Origin of the sequence: Enterococcus sp. DIV0755b (assembly GCF_051713765.1) — a bacterium.
GTDB lineage: Bacteria > Bacillota > Bacilli > Lactobacillales > Enterococcaceae > Enterococcus_C > Enterococcus_C canintestini.
The window spans coordinates 1,049,645-1,068,254 of the sequence record NZ_JBIOQN010000001.1 but is presented as its reverse complement, the minus strand read 5'-3'; the positions used below and the strand labels follow the sequence as shown (position 1 = coordinate 1,068,254).

Here is an 18,610-nt window from a genome sequence, read left to right as displayed (position 1 = left end):
ACCTCCTCTTAAACTTCTTCCTTGTAATCAATACCTAATTCTTTACTGATTCCAGCGTAACCTTCTGCTTCCAAGCGTTTAGCAAGATCAGCATTACCAGTTAATACCACACGGCCATCCATCATAATGTGCACCACATCTGGTGTAATGTAGTTCAATAAGCGTTGGTAGTGGGTAATAATTAACGCACCAAAATCAGCGCCACGCATTTCATTTACACCTTTTGCAACAACTTTTAGCGCATCAATATCAAGTCCTGAGTCAATTTCATCTAAAATAGCGAAAGTGGGTTCCAACATTAGTAATTGTAAAATTTCATTTCGTTTTTTCTCGCCACCAGAAAACCCTTCGTTTAAATAACGCTCTGCCATTTCTTCTGGCATATTTAGTAATTCCATTTTCTTATCTAATTTTTTCAAAAAGTCCATTACAGAAATTTTGTCATCTTCTTCTCGCTTTGCATTGATTGCAGCCCGCATAAATTCAGCATTGGTAATACCTGGAATTTCACTTGGATATTGCATTGCCAAAAACAAACCTGCTCGTGCTCGTTCATCAACTTCCATTTCCAATAAATTTTCACCGTCAAGTAAAATTTCACCTTGCGTTACTTCATAATTTGGATTGCCCATAATCGCAGCTGATAAAGTTGATTTCCCTGTTCCATTTGGTCCCATAATGGCATGAATCTCGCCTGTATTTAGCGTTAAGTTCACGCCTTTTAAGATTTCTTTATCTTCGATTGCTACATGTAAATTTTTAATTTCTAACGTTGCCATCGTCTCGCCTCCATCATTTTTCATTCTCACTCATTTTACGCTAATTGAGAATGATAAGCAAACTCAGACAAACAAATTTGCTTATTCTTTTACTATTATAGAATTAATTATTTTTAATTTAGAATAATTATAAATTAAAAAAACAAAAAGCAAAAATTTTACGTCTCCAAATTTGTTATTTCTCAGAAAAGCTAAATGAACTTGGTCAACTCTCAAGCAATAAGATGGAATTTTAATAAATTGCTTTTCAAATTTCTCCAAATTTCAGCTTATTGCCGTAGAGAGTTAGTTCATGTGCTAGATCATGGAAAAGCTAAATGAACTCGCTCAGCTCTCAAGCAATAAGACGAAATCTTGTTAAATTGTTTCTCAAATTTCGCAAGATTTCAGCTTATTGCCGTAGAGAGTTAGTCCATATGCTAGATCATGGAAAAGCTAAATGAACTTGCCCAGCTCTTAAGCGATAAGATGGAATTTTAAAATATATCCTTATAAAAAAATTATGTCATTCATTCTATTATAAAAAAAACGAGTAACCGCTATTTGCGGCTACTCGCTTATCACTTTATTAGTTTGCGTCCACGATTTTAACGGAACCTTTCCATTTATCGTCTACAAATTTTTTCACTTCATCACTATGCAAGGCTGCAATCAATTTTTTAATCGCAGGTTTGTCTTCATCGCCTTTACGTACGGCAATAATATTTGCATAAGGAGAGTTATCATCATCTTTTAGTAACGCGTCTTTTTCAGGATTTAAACCAGCTGTTAAAGCAAAGTTGGCATTGATAGCTACTAAAGCATCTTTTTCATTTTCATAAGTTGGGACTAATAAACCAGGATCAATGTCGTGTTTGAATTTTAAGTCTTTTTTATTTTCAGCAATATCATCAAAAGTAGCAGTTGTTTTCTCAACGCCATCTTTCAATTTGATTAACCCAGCATTTTCCAAGATAGTTAAAATTCGGCCCCAGTCAGTATTTGAATTAGATGTAATAACCGTTGTACCGTCTTTAATATCATCTACACTTTTAATATCTTTTGAATAAATACCCATTGGTTCAATGTGAATTGCACCGGCATCCACAAAATCATAACCATTTTCTTTTACTTGATCTTCAAAATATGGTTTGTGTTGGAAGTAGTTGGCATCAATTTCTTTTTCAGCGAGTAATTTGTTCAATAAAGTGTAGTCTGTAAATGATTTAACTTCTAAATCTACGCCCTCTTTTTTCAATAATGGTTTGGCTTCATTTAAAATTTCAGCATGGGGACTAGTGGTAGCTCCTACGACTAGTTTTGTTTGTTCACCTGATGAATTATTTGTTGCATCATCTTTTGAGTCGCCATTGCCACATGCGGCTAGTGTGATTGTTGCTAGTAATACTGTTGCTAGACCAAATAATTTTTTCATTTTCATTTCTCCTTTAAATTTAAATTTTAATTTTTAAACTTCGACACTTTTAGCGCTTATCTAATTTTTGTGTGAAGTAATCTCCTAGACCTTGGACGATAAAAACGATCAGTAACATGATGACTGTGGCAACCAAAGTAACCGTTTGATTCCCCAATTGGAAACCTTCAGACCACGCCAATGATCCCAAACCACCAGCCCCAATCGCGCCAGCCATCGCTGTAAAACCAATCATGGAAACAGAAGTAACGGTAAAACCAGAAACTAACGCTGGCATGCTTTCAGGGATTAAAATTTTATAAATAACTTGCCAATAATTAGCACCCATGGCGTTAGCCGCTTCTAGTACACCAGGAGATACTTCCCGAAAAGCAATTTCAACTAAACGAGCGTAAAAAGGAACCGCTGATAAAATCAAAGCAGGTAAAGCCGCACTGGCTCCAATCATACTTCCCACCAATGTTTTCGTAAAAGGAATAATTAAAACCATCAAAATCATAAACGGAGTTGAACGAAAAATATTACTAATAATCGAGACGATATTGTATAAGATTTGATAACTAGCGCTTTTTTTGCGTCCTAAGCTATACAATAATAAACCTAATAAAATGCCTAAAACAAAAACTACAATCATAGAAACAACCGTCATATACAGTGTATCAATGGTGGATGTCAGCATCTTAGCCCAGTCCACTTTATCGAAATTTAGATACGTTTCAGAAAAGCTTTTATCCACGATGCAACACCTCCACTCCTACTTGTTGGGCAGAAAAGAATGCCATTGTTTTATCAATCGCATCTTCTGCGCCGGTAATTAAGACAGTTAAAGAGCCAAATGAATCTTCTTTTGATTGACGAATATTACCATACACTACGTTAATGTCGACATCAAACTGACGAATTGCTTGTGAAATCACTGGTTCATTGGCATTGTCTGCTTTAAAAACAAGTGTAGCGAGCAAGCCATTAGGATTTTCTGCAATAAATTCTTGTAAGACTTCTTTTGGTTCTTCACTTGGTTGTAAGTCTTGTTGGACAAAGCGTTTTGTTACAGCTTGTTGAGGATTACGAAAGACTTTTGATACTTCTCCTTCTTCAACAATTTTACCTAATTCCATCACCGCCACTTTATTACAAATTTTGCGGATAACATTCATTTCGTGGGTAATTAAAACAATCGTCAAGTTCAACTTTTGGTTGATTGCTAATAATAAATCCAGTACTTCATCAGTTGTTTGAGGATCAAGCGCACTTGTTGCTTCATCACAAAGTAAAATTTTAGGATCATTGGCTAAAGCTCTGGCAATACCTACTCTTTGTTTTTGACCTCCAGATAATTGGGCTGGATAGGCATCACCACGACCTTCTAAATTAACCAAAGCTAAAAGTTCTTGTGCTTTTTGTTGGCGTTTTTCTTTCGGAATACCTGCAAGTTCCATCGGCAATTCGATATTTTCTAAAACAGTCCGGGACCACAATAAATTGAAGTGTTGAAAAATCATCCCGACATTTTTACGAAAATCTCGTAATTCTTTATTTTTTAGAGTACCAATATTTTGTCCATCCACGACTACGCTACCACTAGTTGCTAATTCTAATCCGTTTAACAAACGGACTAAAGTCGATTTACCTGCGCCGGAATAACCGACAATACCATAGATGTCACCTTTATCAACCGTCAAGGAAACACCATCTACTGCATGAATAGTTTGCTTTTTGACGTTAAAACTTTTTTTGACATCTGTCAGTTTTATTAAAGCCATTTTTTCAGCCTCTTTCTTTGTTTACTTCTCAGCAATAAAAAAACAGCTTTCCATCCTTGTAATTCTTTCGATTACAAAAGGACGAAAAGCTGTCGCAATTTCGTGTTACCACCTTAATTTGTTACAGTTTCACAACTATAACCTTACCCAGTACTTACCTAAATCGTGCATACTGTCGTGCTATAACGGGCACTCCCGTAATAAGCTTGCTTAGTCGCTCACTTACTCTGCTCAAAGACCATCTTCCATCTTACCTTCATTACCTGTTTGCAGCATCCCAGGCTCTCTGTGAAATGTCGGTGACATGTACTCTTCTTTTCAAAGCTTTCAAGTTATTGGTGAAATTATAACAAGGTAAAAATCAACTGTCAAATATTTTCAGAAAAATTTTACAGTTCATGGAATTCTGTGGCGTCAACATCTTTAAATGCAACTAGCCAAGCATTCATTTCATCTTCGTCGTTTAAGACATCGCTATTTTCCAACGCTTTTTCATTGACAGAAGAAATCGTACCACTTAATGGTGCTGGAAATTCTTGGACTGCTTTTTCTGCTTCTACTTCAACTAGCGGTGTGCCTTGTTTAAACGTTTGACCGGCTTTTGGCAATGAGGCAAATGTTACTTTACCTAAATCAGATTGCGCAGCTTCCGTTAAACCAACGACATACTCATTTCCATTGTACAATACCCACAAATTATCTTTTGTTTTCAAACATTTTTGTTGCATCTTATTTCGCGATCCCTTCATATTCAGTTTCTTTAAAACCAATCGACAAAAGCTTGTCGTTACGCACTAAAATTGGACGTTTTATTAACATCCCATCACTTGCCAATAATTCACTGGCTTCTTGAAGTGACAAATTGGGCACTTGTTCTTTTAGCCCCATTTCACGATACTTCATCCCACTCGTATTAAAAAAGCGACGAATCGGCAAATCACTTTCTTCCATCCAATGCATTAAAGTTGCAGCAGTTGGCGGATTTTGCACCATATCAATGGTTTGAACAGCGATATCTTGGGAATCTAACCACGCTTTCGCTTTTTTACAAGTACTACATTTTGGATACCAATATAAAGTCAGCATAGCCTTGCTCCTTTACTTTTATTTCCGCATTCACTTTACCACGTTTAAGCAAAAGTAGCATCTTTTTCTTCTTTTTTTGTTTCCGCTTGATAACGCATCGACAAAATCAGTCCAATACCAATCATATTACTCAAAATAGCTGAACCACCTTGACTAATAAAAGGTAGTGGAATACCAGTTAATGGTAAAAGTCCAATATTTGCCCCGATATTTTCAAAAACGTGGAATAAAATCATCATAATAATTCCCGTTGCGATATAAGCATAAAATTCATTATTTGTATCAAAGCATACGCGAATCATATGATAAATTAAGATAAAATACAAGAGGATCACAAAAGCACTACCAATAAAACCAAAATTTTCTCCAATGACAGTAAAAATCATATCTGATTCTCTAACTGGGACATAGACATCACTTACATTAAACCCTTTACCCAGCATGCCTCCAGAACCAATTGCCAACAAGCCATACGCCAATTGATAAGAGTTGCCTTGCATATCGTGGAAAGGATTCAACCAAGAATCAATCCGGGCAAATTGATAAGATTTAAAGCCCACGTGATATAAAAGGTCACGACCAACCTCTGTTGTCACTAGAAAAATAGTTCCTCCTCCTACAATTGCAAAAATTGCGATTAGAGGAATTAAAATCCGCCAAGATATCCCTGACATTAAAAAGACACCGCCAATAATGGCGACAAACACCAACATCGTCCCGAAGTCTTTTTGCAACATAACTAAAATTAAAACCGGTAACGAAACAGCGAGAATTTTTAAAATAAGTAAGCCGTCTGTCGGTAAATTACGGTTGCGATACTTCACATTATGGGTCGTTACAACCAGTGCCAGCATCAAGATTAAAGCTACTTTCATTAATTCAGCCGGTTGGAAATTCACTGGCCCAAAAGTAAACCAGTTTTTTGAACCCGTTACACTTTCTAAATTGCGGTCATAAAATTTCAATAATAAGGTCATAATTATAAGACCCGCACCATAAATGTAAGGTGTTAATTTCCAAATCCACTTGGACTTCATATGCATAATAACAACAATTGCTACTGTGCCAACGCCATACCAAACCGCTTGTTTTGCTACTCCTGCTAGAACATTAGGATTATTGCGGTCATGCGTCAAGGCAACGTACAATGCCGCTAGCCCGATTAAGCACAACAAAAAGACTGGTAAAATTACACCATAATCAATCCGATTATCATTTCTTGATCGTCTGTTTTCCATGATTCCTCTTCTTTCCAAAAAAGCTTTACAAAACGCATTTAAGATCTTAATTATTGCTTTGCTTTTTTAAACTCTAACAAAATAATGAAGTCCTCGCGTTCGTTTAGCCAAACACTGTAAAAAAACTAATTACAGTGTTTCTCCTACGTTTTATAATCTAAATTTTAATCAGTAAAAAAGTGCACTTCCTCATTATAGAGGTTAATGAAGGGAAAGAAAAGAAGGGAATAATACCCTAGGAAAAATTTAAAAATTTCTGCTTTCCGCATTTTTCATTTTTTGTCAAAAATACTTTATCCATAAAAATTTAATCAAAAAAATAGGACTCAAGCTGACTGAGACGTCAACTTAAGTCAAAAAAGACTATTTTAGCTTTTCCAATTGTTTGTAATTAATAATCATGACACCATTACTTTGGGTCATAAGTTGTTGATTATCACCAGTTTCATCGATTTCAACGACAGCAGAATTTTTTAACTGTTTCGTAACGGTACCGGTCTGCGGTTTTCCGTAAATTGAAAATTTCACATGGGTATCGACCTGAAAACCTTTGCCTGCATCCGATGGAATAATTGTTGTTTCAAACTTACCAAAACTTGCCACTATAGAAAACCTCCCTTTAATTAATACTAGTATACCACACTTTGTGAAAATTTTCTAAGTCATTGTTTCATAAAAGGGTTTTGCCTTTACAAATAATTTATTTTTGCTATAATTTCTAACGTAATCGCCAGCTTAGCTCAGTAGGTAGAGCAACGCACTCGTAACGCGTAGGTCACAGGTTCGATCCCTGCAGCTGGCATAGATAGAAGCCTTGTTAATCAAGGCTTCTTTTTTTGTATATTTTATCTAAATTTCATCTTGGGGCAGAGATTTTTAAATGCTCCTAAAGCTGAAGTAAGTGACAATTTATAGTCTGTAAGTATTAATAGGTGCTTTTCTTCTTCTATTACTATGATACAATCTAGATGATAAAAATGAAGGTGGGACCAATATGCGTCACAAAAAAAATAATACAATTAGACCTATATCTGTTGCTTTTCTTTTAGTAATATTAGTAATTTTAATTTTTAATTTATTCATATTTCTATCCAATAAAAATGCAACTGCAAAAATTTATTCTCATCGAGGTGCTTCTGGTGAAGAAATTGAGCATACATTTTCAGCATACGATTTAGCTATTTTATATGGATCAAAATTTATAGAACAAGATTTAGTAACTTCTAAAGATGGTACCTTATATATTTCTCACGATCTCTCGGCTAAAAGAATTACGGGCGTAAATAAGAATTTTTCCGACATGACTGATAGTGAAATAAATAATTTAAAAACTGCTAATGGGGACAGGATTCTTAAACTACAAGATGTATTCAATAAATACAAAGATAAAGTACATTATGTAATTGAATTGAAAGAAAATGATTTACAAACTTCTCTATTTAAAAAAATTACAAAAGACAATAACCTCGAGAACAATATTATTGTACAGGCTTCAAATGTTAAAGCACTCAATAATCTTGAAGTAGTCTTTCCTGATATGAAAAAGCTTTTACTTGTTAATACACAAGATAAATTAGAATCAGGTGTTAAAGAAAAAAATGTTGACATTATTTCTGCTGAGAAAAAACTTATGACCATGGACAATGTTGAACTCGTTCACAAGCACAACAAGGAATTTAACGTTTGGACACTAAATACTACTAAAGAAATTGAAAATGCGATTAAACTTAGAGTGGACACTTACTTTACAAATTATACCGCCAAAGCAATAGCTTTAGAGAAGAAGTTTTTTTATAAATTGTCTATTTAAGCTAGAAACAAAAAAATACTGACACCAAAAGCTAGCTTTTTAGTCTAACTTTTGGCGTCAGTAATTTTTTAGCTATTATTTTGTACCAAACAAGCGGTCACCGGCATCCCCTAAACCAGGAACGATGTAACCATGCTTATTCAAATGGTCATCTAAAGCCGCTGTAAAGATATCAATATCAGGATGTGCTTCTTGTAATGCCCGCACGCCTTCTGGAGCCGCCACTAAACAAACAAATTTGATGTTAGATGCACCACGTTTTTTCAATGAATCAATTGCCATAATAGCAGAGCCACCAGTTGCTAACATGGGATCAACCACAAAGATTTGACGATTGTCGATATCTTCTGGCATTTTGAAGAAATATTCGTGAGCTTGTAGCGTTTCTTCGTCACGGTATAAACCGACATGTCCGACTTTAGCTGCTGGAATTAATTCCAAGATACCATCTACCATGCCTAAACCAGCCCGTAAAATTGGCACAATCGCAACTTTTTTACCTGTTAGTGTTTTTTGCGTTGATTGCGCTACTGGTGTTTCAATATCAATATCTTCTAATGGCATATCACGAGATACTTCATAAGCCATCAACATTGCGATTTCGTTAACAACCTCGCGAAATACTTTTGTACCAGTATTCTTGTCACGAATAATTGTTAATTTGTGTTGGATCAATGGATGATCGATTACTTGAAATTTGCCCATTGTAAAAACTCCTTTAGTTTTTATTTTATTTTAAAGCAAATGCGCTAGTTTAACAACTCATCCCTTCATTTTTTTCTGGCGTGCCAATTCAATTTCGCGCTGCCAAGAAACTTGATCTAATTTTTGCCAGAAATTATGGCGATAGTAATAAACTAGTCCAATACTGATTGTAACTATCACTACGGCCACAATACTGTTAACAAGCGTCGCAGCCATGATATTTAAGAGTAAAATGTAGCCTCCAATCAATAAAGCCCCGATAATCATACTCCCCCACATCATAAAAATTAGCCCCACACGGCCACTTCCCCGTAAGAAAAGTTGACTAAAATTCGTCCAATCCACCAAAAGTAAACGATAATCCCGGACAAAATAAAATTGCGATAAGAGGATTGTTCCTAAAATTGCCCCAACCACAAAGAATAGTAGGAACAATAAAGAAGCTTTTAAAACAAGTCCAGTCGCAAAAGCTAAAATTAGCGAAATTCCACCTTGAATTAATAGACCAGTTTTAAATTTTTCGACTAGATAATCTTTGCGGCTAATTGGCAAAGTTTGCATATAAGAATAGTTTTCACCATCTAAAGAGATTAAGTTCCCCACAAATGAGGTTTGATTAATCGTTATGAACGCTAAAATAATCCCACTTAAAAAAGCGACACCTGCAAATTTTAAAGGTAAATGACTCAAATTAAAATCCCCATTAAAAGCAAAAGTAGCAATAAAGACAACTGGAAAAATCAACGATGATGAGAGAACTTGAGTGATTAACGTTGGATTTTTTACCAGTTCAAAATTATATCGTCGTAACACTTGCGCTAGATTTTGATTTTTCTTATGCACACGGCGGACAACCTGATCGGTACTGGAAATAGTCGTTACTTGTTCATAAAGTTGGGGTAAAATTTGCCATTTCACTAAGAAAGCTAAAATGAGTAAAAAGCCAATCACTCCTGCTAAACTCAATAAGCCACTACTAGAAAAAGGAGCATGAACAATATGAAATAATGGCAACAGTGGCAAAATAATATTACGATCGGCTAAATAGTCATCTGATGAATCACGGTTCATCAGCATAATACCAATAATAACTAAACCCATCGTGACCCATAAAAGCAAGGTCGTCATCAGTTTTTTGTGTTTTTGAAAAACTTTTGTTCGCGTCAGACCAAAAACAATTAAACTGCATACTGCAAATAAAATTAATAGTACGACCACAAACAAGACAATACTCAGAAAAATTGCTAGAAAAACATTTACCCCACTTTTTAAACTCGTTAATAAAAACAAAACAAGAAGTGGAATAATAAACGGAACAACTGACAACGCCACCACAATGTTTTTTGCAATAAAAATTTGACTTTGCTTAAAAGGTAAAGGTAAATAACTACCTAAATCTTTACTCTCAAAGAAAATATTGTAAATAACACTTACCCCTTGGGATAAACCTAATAAAGAAAATAGCGTGGCAAAATACGTAAATGTTCCTGGCATTTTCGCAAAATTAGTCATAAAAAGCATGGAACCATAAATTACTAAAAAGATAAGGCCTGATAATAAATACTGATTTATAATTGCCAGCGATAAATTTTTGCGTCCTTTTTTACGCAAACGATCCGTTACTTGGGGATTGGAATAACGTAAACTGACAGCAATTAAAGCTTTCAACTGCTTACTCATCGCTCTCACCTGCTAGTTCTTTGACAATTTCTTCGCTATTTTTTCTACCCGCCATTTTTAAATAAATTGCCTCTAAAGATTCTTCTGGGTTTTCGGCTAACAAATCAGTGACTGAACCGTTATAAATTAGTTCACCTTGTTTTAAGATAGCTAATTCATCACATAACTGTTGTGCTGTATCTAAAACATGAGTTGAAAAAATAACGGTCTTACCTTTTGCAGCATGTTGTTTCATTAACTCTTTTAAATCAAAAGATGCTTGCGGATCTAAACCTTGCATTGGTTCATCTAAAATCCAAATATCCGGATCTGGCAATAGCGCCCCAATAATAATCGTTTTTTGACGCATCCCATGAGAAAAACTCGCCAATGTTTCATTCACATGATTTTCCATACTGAATAATCCGACTAGTTCTTTTAGTCGATTTTCTTTATTTTCTAACTCATAGGCTGCCGCAATTAAATCCCAGTATTCTCCAGCAGATAATTGCAAGAAAATATCAGGTGTATCCGGAACATAACCGATTCTTTTTTTGATTTCCATGCGATTAGCTGAAAGTTCTTTGCCATCGACTAAAATTTGACCACGAGTTGGTTCAATAATACTAACCAAACTTTTGATGGTAGTTGATTTTCCGGCCCCATTATGTCCCAAAAAGCCAAAAATTTCGCCTTCTTTAATCGTCAAGCTTAAATTTTGTAATGCTGTTTTTGTCCCATAATCTTTTCCTAACTCTTGTAATGTAATCATTTTGTTCACTCCCTGTTAAAACACCTTTAAACTAGTGGTTTTAATTTTTTACGTAAAGTAAATCCCCGTATTCTTAAGTATCATACTACAATCTGACAGGGATAAAAATGTGTATTTTATTTTCACGCGTAAAAATGGATTATTCCTTATAAAAAATTTGGTACGAAGATTATAAATTTTAAGATAGTTACAGTAAGCATAATAAGATAGAAAATTTTCTCAAACTATTGGAAAAATATTATTTTTCATAAAAAAGTTAAATAAAAAAAGAGGCAATGGCAAAAAAATTGCCATCGCCTACTCATAAAATTTATTTTTCTAAATCTTGATAAATTGGAAAACGATCCGTCAATCGCTTAACGCTCGCCTTAATTTTAGCTAATTCCGCTTTATCCTCACGATTTTTTAGTGCACTCACTACCAATTGCGCAACTTGAGTACTTTCTTCTTCTTTAAAGCCACGACTTGTTAAAGCCGGTGTTCCTACTCTAATACCGCTTGTTTCTGTTGGGCTAAGTGATTCAAAAGGAATAGAATTTTTATTTAGCGTAATATTAACTGTTTCTAAAATATTTTCCGCTATTTTACCAGTGATGTCTAGTCCTCTAACATCAACTAACAATAAATGATTATCTGTTGCTCCAGATACCAGCCGTGTTTCTGGTGTTTGATTAAAGACTTTCGCCATCGCCTGCGCGTTGTTGATAACTTGTTGACTGTATTCTTTAAAACTTGGGTCTAGCGCTTCTTTAAATGCAACAGCTTTAGCCGCAATTACGTGTTCTAGTGGCCCGCCTTGGATGCCAGGGAAAACTGCACTATTAATTTTTTTAGCCAAATCGGCGTTATTGGTTAAAATCATTCCACCACGAGGTCCACGTAATGTTTTATGCGTCGTAGTAGTGGTAATATCCGCATAAGGAATTGGCGATGGGTGTAAGCCTGCGGCAACAAGGCCAGCAATATGCGCCATATCGACCATTAATTTGGCACCAACTTCATCGGCAATTTCTCGAAACTTGGCAAAATCAATTGTCCGAGAGTAAGCACTAGCACCGGCAACAATTAATTTTGGTTGATGTTTACGCGCTAAAATACGTACAACGTTATAATCGATAACTTCAGTAGTAGGATCCACACCGTAACTAACAAAGTGATAGGTTTTACCACTGAAGTTTACTTTTGAACCATGAGTTAAGTGCCCGCCAGCTGCAAGATCCATTCCTAAAATTGTATCGCCAGGTTGAACCAAAGCCAAATATGCTGCTGTATTAGCTTGTGAACCAGAATGGGGTTGAACGTTTGCAAATTGGGCCCCAAATAATTCTTTAGCCCGATTAATCGCTAAGTTTTCTGCGATATCAACAAATTCACAACCACCGTAATAGCGTCGGCCCGGATAACCTTCTGCGTATTTATTCGTCAATACACTACCTTGAGCTGCTAAAACACCCGGTGAAACAATATTTTCTGAAGCTATTAACTCCAAGTTATTTTGCTGACGATTAAACTCATTATCCACAGCTTCCCATAATTCTGGGTCAAATTCACGATAATCCATTTTAGCCACTCCTTTAATTAACACTCGTTTTCTTAGAACTTTTAAGCTAAGTCTAAAAGCCACTTAGTATTGAAATTGTATCACAAAAATAAGGCGCAAAAGAAATCTTTCGCCCCTTATTTTTTCGATTAATCTTTAGCTACAAAATATTGTTGATTGGCCGATTTTTTTAGACGATTCATATAGGCTGCCCCAATTCCTGTTTCTGGGTAAACTTCTGCCAAAATCACATCTAAAGCCAGTGCTTTATCATCTAACGCCCGCAAACCAGCAAAAAGTCCCTTAGCCGCCGCACTAGCAGTATCTTGACTGTACATAAAGACGCAAGCGGTATCATAGCGCATTTCTTCTGAAATTTTTGGCCCCGCCAAAACGCCAGCCCGCAAATGATTCACTTTTACCCATTCTTTGGCTTTTTGCCAATCGCCATCTTTTACCAGCAAAACTTTTGTATCAGGAGCATAATGTTTGTATTTCATTCCTGGTGCTTTGGGCGCTTCTGATTCACCGACAAGATGTTTATCCAACGCCACGGCTACACCTAATGTTTGACTTAATTCTACTTGAGTAATTGCACCGGGACGTAAAATTACCGGTGCACTTGTTGGATCACTTAAATCTAAGACTGTTGACTCTAAACCAATTTGAGCCGCACCGTCATCCACAATCCCCGCAATTTTGCCTTGTAGATCATGATAAACGTGCTCACTTGTAGTCGGACTTGGTTTACCAGAAGTATTAGCACTGGGCCCTACTAAAGGAACATTTGCCAAAGTAATTAAATCACGTGTTTTTTTATTGGCTGGCATGCGAAAAGCAGCTGTGGATAAACCACCAGTGACAACTGACGGTAAACTATCTTTTTTAATAGTAAAAATCAAAGTTAATGGTCCTGGCCAATATGTTTTCACAATTTTTTCAGTTAAAGGATGAAAGTTATCCACATAATCTTTTACCATTTCAAAATTGGCGACTGTTACAATTAATGGGTTATCACTAGGGCGCCCTTTCACAGCAAAAACTTTTTTGACAGCATCTGGTAAAAGCGCATTAGCTCCCAATCCGTAGACTGTTTCAGTTGGAAATGCAATCAGTTCGCCTGCTTTTAATTTGTCGGCAGCTTCTTGTAGTTGGTCAGTTTGGTATACCTTTGTTTCCAATTTTTATCCACATCCTTTTTTTACAAAATAAGCGAGTTTTCAACAATTTTATTAAAGTTATCCACTTTTTGTGGATAAACGATTTGTCAAGTGTGCAAAAGTTTGTTAATAACTTTTTTATTGTGAAACCATTCTGCTAGCTATGTTTTTTTTACGTGAAACAATTTTAAAAAAATTTTTTCCACAAGTTTGCGTAATAATTAATGCACATAGACCATTCGTTCATTTCCACTTAAGTCTTTTTTTACTTGAATTTTTTTATCCGGAAAGGCCTGTTGAAAAATTTCACTGACCGCCTCACCTTGTCTAAAGCCAATTTCAAGGAAGATTTGACCATCTTTTGCTAAAACTTGTTGGGCTTGTTGGGCTAATTTACGATAAATTGCTAATCCGTTTTCTGTAGCAAACAATGCGCTTTTCGGCTCAAATTCCCGCACACTTTCATCCATTAGTTCCCACTCGCTGGCACTGATGTAAGGCGGATTACTAATAATTAAATCGTACTCTTCTTTGGCCCACGTTAACGTATCGCCTAAGACAAAATCTAATTTAGCTCCTAACATTTCGGCATTTTCTTTGGCTACAGCTAATGTTTCTGGGACAATATCTACAGCCGTTACTTGCCAATTCGGGCGCTCTAATTTTAGCGAAATAGCAATCGCGCCAGTTCCTGTCCCGACATCCACTACATTTTTGGTTGTATGTTTAGTATTTTCTTTTAAACACCACTCAACTAATTCTTCTGTTTCAGGTCGAGGAATTAAAGTGGCTTCGTTTACTTTAAATTTATGCCCATAAAAATATTCATAGCCTAACAGATATTGTGGGGGAACATTGGCTAATAACGCCTCTAGATCTGCCTTTATTTGCTGTACATCACTGGCTGAAATCGGCTGATTCATATTTAATAACCACTTGGTCTTATCCCAACCTTTACGGGCTAAAAAGACAAACTCAATACTATGTCCTTCTTTTTCGGCTGCTTCTAAAAAAGAAGAAGCTCTTAACAGAGCTTCTCGATAAGTCTTAACCATTTTGCATCTCTTCTAATTTCGATGTTTGATCGTACATGATTAAGGCATCGATAATTTCGTCTAATTTTCCAGCTAAAATTTGATCCAATTTTTGAATCGTTAAGCCAATTCGATGATCGGTTACCCGGTTTTGTGGGAAATTATAAGTACGAATCCGTTCAGAACGATCCCCAGTACCTACAGCTGATTTACGGGTTGCATCGTATTCACTTTGAGCTTCATGAGAAATTTGATCATAAACCCGTGCCCGCAAAACTTTCATCGCTTTTTCGCGGTTTTTCAACTGTGAACGTTCATCTTGCATCGCTACGACAATGCCGGTGGGAATGTGAGTCAAACGTACCGCAGAAGCAGTTTTATTGACGTGCTGACCACCCGCACCTGAAGCGTGATAAATATCAGTTCGAATATCTTTATCTGCAATTTCAATTTCCACTTCTTCTGCTTCTGGCATAACGACCACTGTCGCAGTTGAAGTATGAATTCGTCCTTGGGATTCTGTCGATGGTACACGTTGAACGCGGTGAGCGCCACTTTCATATTTTAGTTTGGAGTAGACGTTATCTCCAGTAATCATCATAATTACTTCTTTGTACCCACCAATACCAGTAATATTGGCATCCATAACTTCGACTTTCCACCCTTGGGCTTCAGCGTATTTTTGATACATATTAAATAAGTCACCAGCAAAAAGTGCCGCTTCATCGCCGCCAGCAGCGCCTCTGATTTCCATAATGATGTTTTTGTCATCATTTGGATCTTTTGGCAATAACAAAATTTTAATACGATCTTCTAATACTTCTTTTTCTTTTTTCAAGTCACTTAATTCTTCTTTGGCCATTTCTGCCATTTCATCATCTAAGTTTTCACCTAATAATTCTTCAGCATCTTTAATGCCATCGACAACTTGTTTATAACGACGATAAACTTCTACAGTTTCTCTGGTATTGGCTTCTTCTTTTGAAAGCTCCATAAAGCGCTGCGTATCACTAATTACGTCTGGATCACTTAATAGCTCGCCTAATTCTTCATAACGATCTTCAATCGCTTGCAGCTGATCATACATATTGTTTTGCTCCTTTATTATGAGATAGATAATTTAGTAGAGGGTATTTTCTACTAAAGATAATTTTTTATATTTCTGGATGAAAATAATGGTTGCGACAAACAGGATAATAGGCTTCGTTGCCGCCGATTTGAACTTGATCGCCTTCATAAACGGGCTTGCCGTCAATATAGTGGAGATTCATAATTGCTTTTTTATGACAAAACCAACAAATTGTTTTCATCTCTTCGATTTTATCTGCATAAAGCAATAAATATTTTGACCCTTCAAATAATTCATTACGAAAATCATTTTTCAAACCAAATGCCATCACAGGAATATTCAATTCATCAACAATTCTAGTAAAGTCTAAAACATGTTGTTTTTGCAAAAATTGTGCCTCGTCAATTAACACACAGTAAGGCTTAAACGTTAAATTATTAATCGTATCAAAGACATTGGTCTCAGCAAAAATTGGAAGTGCTTCTCTTTGTAAGCCAATACGGCTCGAAACTTTTCCAACTCCTGAACGTGTATCTAACCCACTTGTCATAATAACGACAGGCTTGTCTTGTTCTTCATAGTTGTGGGCAACTTTTAAGATTTCAATTGTTTTACCACTATTCATTGCGCCATATTTAAAAAATAATTGTGCCATTACCAATTCCTCCGCTTCACTCTTTGCTATTATAGCGGAAATAGTCAGCTTTTTACAGTAGGAATTTCTTTTTAGAAATAGATGGAAGTTCCCTGAAAAAACAAAAAAGCCACCGTCAAAATCAGACGGTAGCTTTTTTAGGGAGTAAGAAAATGAAAAGAAAAGTTTGTTGGGTTTGGGTTGTTTGTTGGTATGTGTATATAGTAGCCAGAAAATGTGAACAATTTATGACAAGAGTTTGGCAAAACCGTACTTTTTTTCTAACGGCTCCTTTATTTTTTTAAATCTATACTTCTTGACACTTCCTTTATATAGAATTGAAACAGGAATTTGCCACATTTTTTCTGCTTGTCTGCTATACTAAAGAAGAATAAATGAGAGTATAAAGGAGTTTTTTATGCATATTATGCGGGTGCTCCGACAAAAGTCACGTCGTGTACGTTTTTTTATCGCCAGTAATGTTTCTTCTATTCAAGTAATTGTCAGTTACTATTTAATTATGACGGTAGTTTCATTACTGCTTTTTTATTTACCTTTTTTTCGTCAACCAAATGTTCATGTTCCGTTTTTAGATATGGTATTTATGGCGATTAGTACCGTAAGTGTTACGGGTTTAACTACTTTTAATATCAATCACATCTTCAACGAAAATGGCGTCATTTTACTAGAAGTGCTCTTTCAAATTGGCGGATTGGGGATTATGATGATCTCCACCTTCTTTTTTATCATTTCTCGTCGCAAAATTTCTTTAAAACAGCGGCAATTGATTATGACAGATATGAACCAGCCCCGTTTAAGTGGCATTGTCCGTTTAATTCGGATTACGTTTACCATGATTTTAGTCTTTCAAGTTAGTTTTGGTCTATTATTTGCTGGTTACTTTTTATGGCAAGGCTATTATCAAAAAATTGGCGATGCGCTATTTTATGGTTTTTATCAAGCCATCTCAGCTGTCACAAACTCAGGATTTGATGTTACCGGTGATTCCATTATTCCATTTGCCCATGATTACCTTTTTTTATTGGCAATTATGTTTTTAATTTTTATTGGGGGAATTGGGTTTCCGGTCTTAATGGACTTTTATGAATGGTTTTTATACCGGCGTAAAAAAGTCCAACGCCGACTTCCTTTTCGTTTTTCACTCTTTACTAAAATCGCCGTATTAGCGTTTGTCATTTTATTTATCGGTGGTACGCTTTTAATTTACTTACTGGAAAGAGATCACCTCTTTTTAGGCATTGATCCTTTGGGCCGCTGGGTGAACAGTATGTTTTATTCCATGACTACTCGTAATGCCGGTTTACAAATTCATAATTTAGGGGATTTTCAAGTTACAACATTAATCATTTTTTCACTCCTAATGTTTATTGGTTGTAGCCCAAGTTCTGTCGGTGGTGGTATACGAACTACAACAATTGCAATTATTGGGCTTTATATGACCTCATTTTTAAAAAGTGAAGATAACATTAACATTTTTGGGCGCAGAATTAGTGACGCCGATGTTCGTAAGTCTGTGGTCGTCTTTATGTTGTCACTGGCCATGTGTTTTTTTAGCGTCCTATTGCTAAGTGCAACAGAAGATCAATCGCTAATTGCAATTATTGTCGAGGTTACCTCAGCTTTTGGAACAACCGGCTTATCCCTTGGAATCACCGCTGATTTATCTGTAGTTGGTAAAATCGTTATCGCCTTATTAATGTTTATCGGGCGCATTGGCATGTTATATACATTATTACTATTCATTCCAAAAGAAACTCGTGACCAAGGATATGAATATCCAACAGAACAAATTATTATTGGCTAATTTCAATAAGCGTAATACCACGTGCAACACCACTTTTTACAGATAAACGACTTTTTATAAGAAGCTACGCACTCTTTAGTGGTAGCTTCTTTTTCTTAAATTTTACTCGCCCCAAGTAAAAT

General features: G+C 35.8%; 18 protein-coding genes, 1 tRNA gene and 1 other annotated feature. Of the genes, 3 read left to right on the top strand and 16 right to left on the bottom strand.

Going from position 1 to position 18,610, the window contains the following annotated elements:
- Positions 1 to 8 precede the first annotated feature (8 nt).
- From sufC to IGI65_RS05025, 8 genes are all read right to left on the bottom strand, one after another.
- Complete coding sequence (gene sufC, locus IGI65_RS05060) at positions 9 to 779, bottom strand: Fe-S cluster assembly ATPase SufC (protein ID WP_071864828.1); 771 nt, start codon at positions 777 to 779, stop codon at positions 9 to 11.
- Between the two features lie 568 nt (positions 780 to 1,347).
- The gene (locus IGI65_RS05055; RefSeq protein ID WP_084035474.1) at positions 1,348 to 2,193 is read right to left on the bottom strand and encodes a MetQ/NlpA family ABC transporter substrate-binding protein; all 846 of its coding nucleotides are present in this window, start codon (positions 2,191 to 2,193) and stop codon (positions 1,348 to 1,350) included.
- 49 nt (positions 2,194 to 2,242) lie between these two features.
- A complete protein-coding gene (locus IGI65_RS05050; RefSeq protein ID WP_438773434.1) occupies positions 2,243 to 2,929 on the bottom strand; it encodes a methionine ABC transporter permease in 687 nt (228 codons plus the stop codon).
- The gene (locus IGI65_RS05045; protein ID WP_071864825.1) at positions 2,922 to 3,956 is read right to left on the bottom strand and encodes a methionine ABC transporter ATP-binding protein; all 1,035 of its coding nucleotides are present in this window, start codon (positions 3,954 to 3,956) and stop codon (positions 2,922 to 2,924) included. Before IGI65_RS05045 ends, IGI65_RS05050 begins: the two co-directional genes overlap by 8 nt.
- Positions 3,957 to 4,030: 74 nt before the next feature.
- Positions 4,031 to 4,287 (bottom strand) — a binding site (T-box leader).
- Positions 4,288 to 4,345: 58 nt separating this feature from the next.
- The gene (locus IGI65_RS05040) at positions 4,346 to 4,684 is read right to left on the bottom strand and encodes a glycine cleavage system protein H (protein ID WP_071864824.1); all 339 of its coding nucleotides are present in this window, start codon (positions 4,682 to 4,684) and stop codon (positions 4,346 to 4,348) included.
- Position 4,685: 1 nt separating this feature from the next.
- On the bottom strand, positions 4,686 to 5,042 hold the full coding sequence (locus tag IGI65_RS05035) for an arsenate reductase family protein (RefSeq protein ID WP_071864823.1): 357 nt from the start codon (positions 5,040 to 5,042) through the stop codon (positions 4,686 to 4,688).
- A gap of 44 nt (positions 5,043 to 5,086) precedes the next feature.
- Entirely contained in the window at positions 5,087 to 6,280 is a 1,194-nt protein-coding gene (locus IGI65_RS05030) for an FtsW/RodA/SpoVE family cell cycle protein (RefSeq protein ID WP_071864822.1), read from the bottom strand.
- Positions 6,281 to 6,643: 363 nt separating this feature from the next.
- The gene (locus IGI65_RS05025; RefSeq protein WP_071864821.1) at positions 6,644 to 6,883 is read right to left on the bottom strand and encodes a hypothetical protein; all 240 of its coding nucleotides are present in this window, start codon (positions 6,881 to 6,883) and stop codon (positions 6,644 to 6,646) included.
- A gap of 126 nt (positions 6,884 to 7,009) precedes the next feature.
- Here IGI65_RS05025 and IGI65_RS05020 point away from each other — a divergent pair.
- Together IGI65_RS05020 and IGI65_RS05015 are read left to right on the top strand one after the other, a co-directional pair.
- Positions 7,010 to 7,082, top strand: a tRNA-Thr gene (locus IGI65_RS05020).
- Between the two features lie 192 nt (positions 7,083 to 7,274).
- Positions 7,275 to 8,090, top strand: coding sequence for a glycerophosphodiester phosphodiesterase (locus IGI65_RS05015; protein WP_438773433.1), 816 nt, complete (start codon positions 7,275 to 7,277; stop codon positions 8,088 to 8,090).
- A 75-nt stretch (positions 8,091 to 8,165) separates the two neighbouring features.
- On the opposite strand, the gene upp is transcribed toward IGI65_RS05015, so the two are convergent.
- The 8 genes from upp to IGI65_RS04975 all read right to left on the bottom strand — a co-directional run bounded on the left by upp (position 8,166) and on the right by IGI65_RS04975 (position 16,684).
- Complete coding sequence (upp, locus tag IGI65_RS05010) at positions 8,166 to 8,795, bottom strand: uracil phosphoribosyltransferase (RefSeq protein WP_016172861.1); 630 nt, start codon at positions 8,793 to 8,795, stop codon at positions 8,166 to 8,168.
- A 57-nt stretch (positions 8,796 to 8,852) separates the two neighbouring features.
- Positions 8,853 to 10,475 carry an ABC transporter gene (locus tag IGI65_RS05005; protein ID WP_438773432.1) on the bottom strand — a complete coding sequence of 541 codons (1,623 nt, stop codon included), beginning with the start codon at positions 10,473 to 10,475 and terminating at the stop codon, positions 8,853 to 8,855.
- The gene (locus IGI65_RS05000; RefSeq protein ID WP_438773430.1) at positions 10,468 to 11,226 is read right to left on the bottom strand and encodes an ABC transporter ATP-binding protein; all 759 of its coding nucleotides are present in this window, start codon (positions 11,224 to 11,226) and stop codon (positions 10,468 to 10,470) included. Before IGI65_RS05000 ends, IGI65_RS05005 begins: the two co-directional genes overlap by 8 nt.
- A gap of 310 nt (positions 11,227 to 11,536) precedes the next feature.
- Complete coding sequence (gene glyA / locus IGI65_RS04995) at positions 11,537 to 12,787, bottom strand: serine hydroxymethyltransferase (RefSeq protein ID WP_095005934.1); 1,251 nt, start codon at positions 12,785 to 12,787, stop codon at positions 11,537 to 11,539.
- 128 nt (positions 12,788 to 12,915) lie between these two features.
- Positions 12,916 to 13,947 carry an L-threonylcarbamoyladenylate synthase gene (locus tag IGI65_RS04990; RefSeq protein ID WP_438773429.1) on the bottom strand — a complete coding sequence of 344 codons (1,032 nt, stop codon included), beginning with the start codon at positions 13,945 to 13,947 and terminating at the stop codon, positions 12,916 to 12,918.
- Between the two features lie 200 nt (positions 13,948 to 14,147).
- A complete protein-coding gene (gene prmC / locus IGI65_RS04985) occupies positions 14,148 to 14,981 on the bottom strand; it encodes a peptide chain release factor N(5)-glutamine methyltransferase (protein WP_438773428.1) in 834 nt (277 codons plus the stop codon).
- A complete protein-coding gene (prfA, locus tag IGI65_RS04980; protein ID WP_071864813.1) occupies positions 14,974 to 16,047 on the bottom strand; it encodes a peptide chain release factor 1 in 1,074 nt (357 codons plus the stop codon). The genes prmC and prfA overlap by 8 nt, the downstream gene beginning before the upstream one ends.
- Before the next feature lie 67 nt (positions 16,048 to 16,114).
- Positions 16,115 to 16,684: a thymidine kinase gene (locus IGI65_RS04975; RefSeq protein WP_095005931.1), complete on the bottom strand. Its 570-nt coding sequence runs from the start codon at positions 16,682 to 16,684 to the stop codon at positions 16,115 to 16,117.
- Positions 16,685 to 17,081: 397 nt separating this feature from the next.
- Here IGI65_RS04975 and IGI65_RS04970 point away from each other — a divergent pair, with 397 nt between their 5' ends.
- Positions 17,082 to 18,488: a TrkH family potassium uptake protein gene (locus IGI65_RS04970; protein ID WP_438773427.1), complete on the top strand. Its 1,407-nt coding sequence runs from the start codon at positions 17,082 to 17,084 to the stop codon at positions 18,486 to 18,488.
- Positions 18,489 to 18,610: the final 122 nt, after the last annotated feature.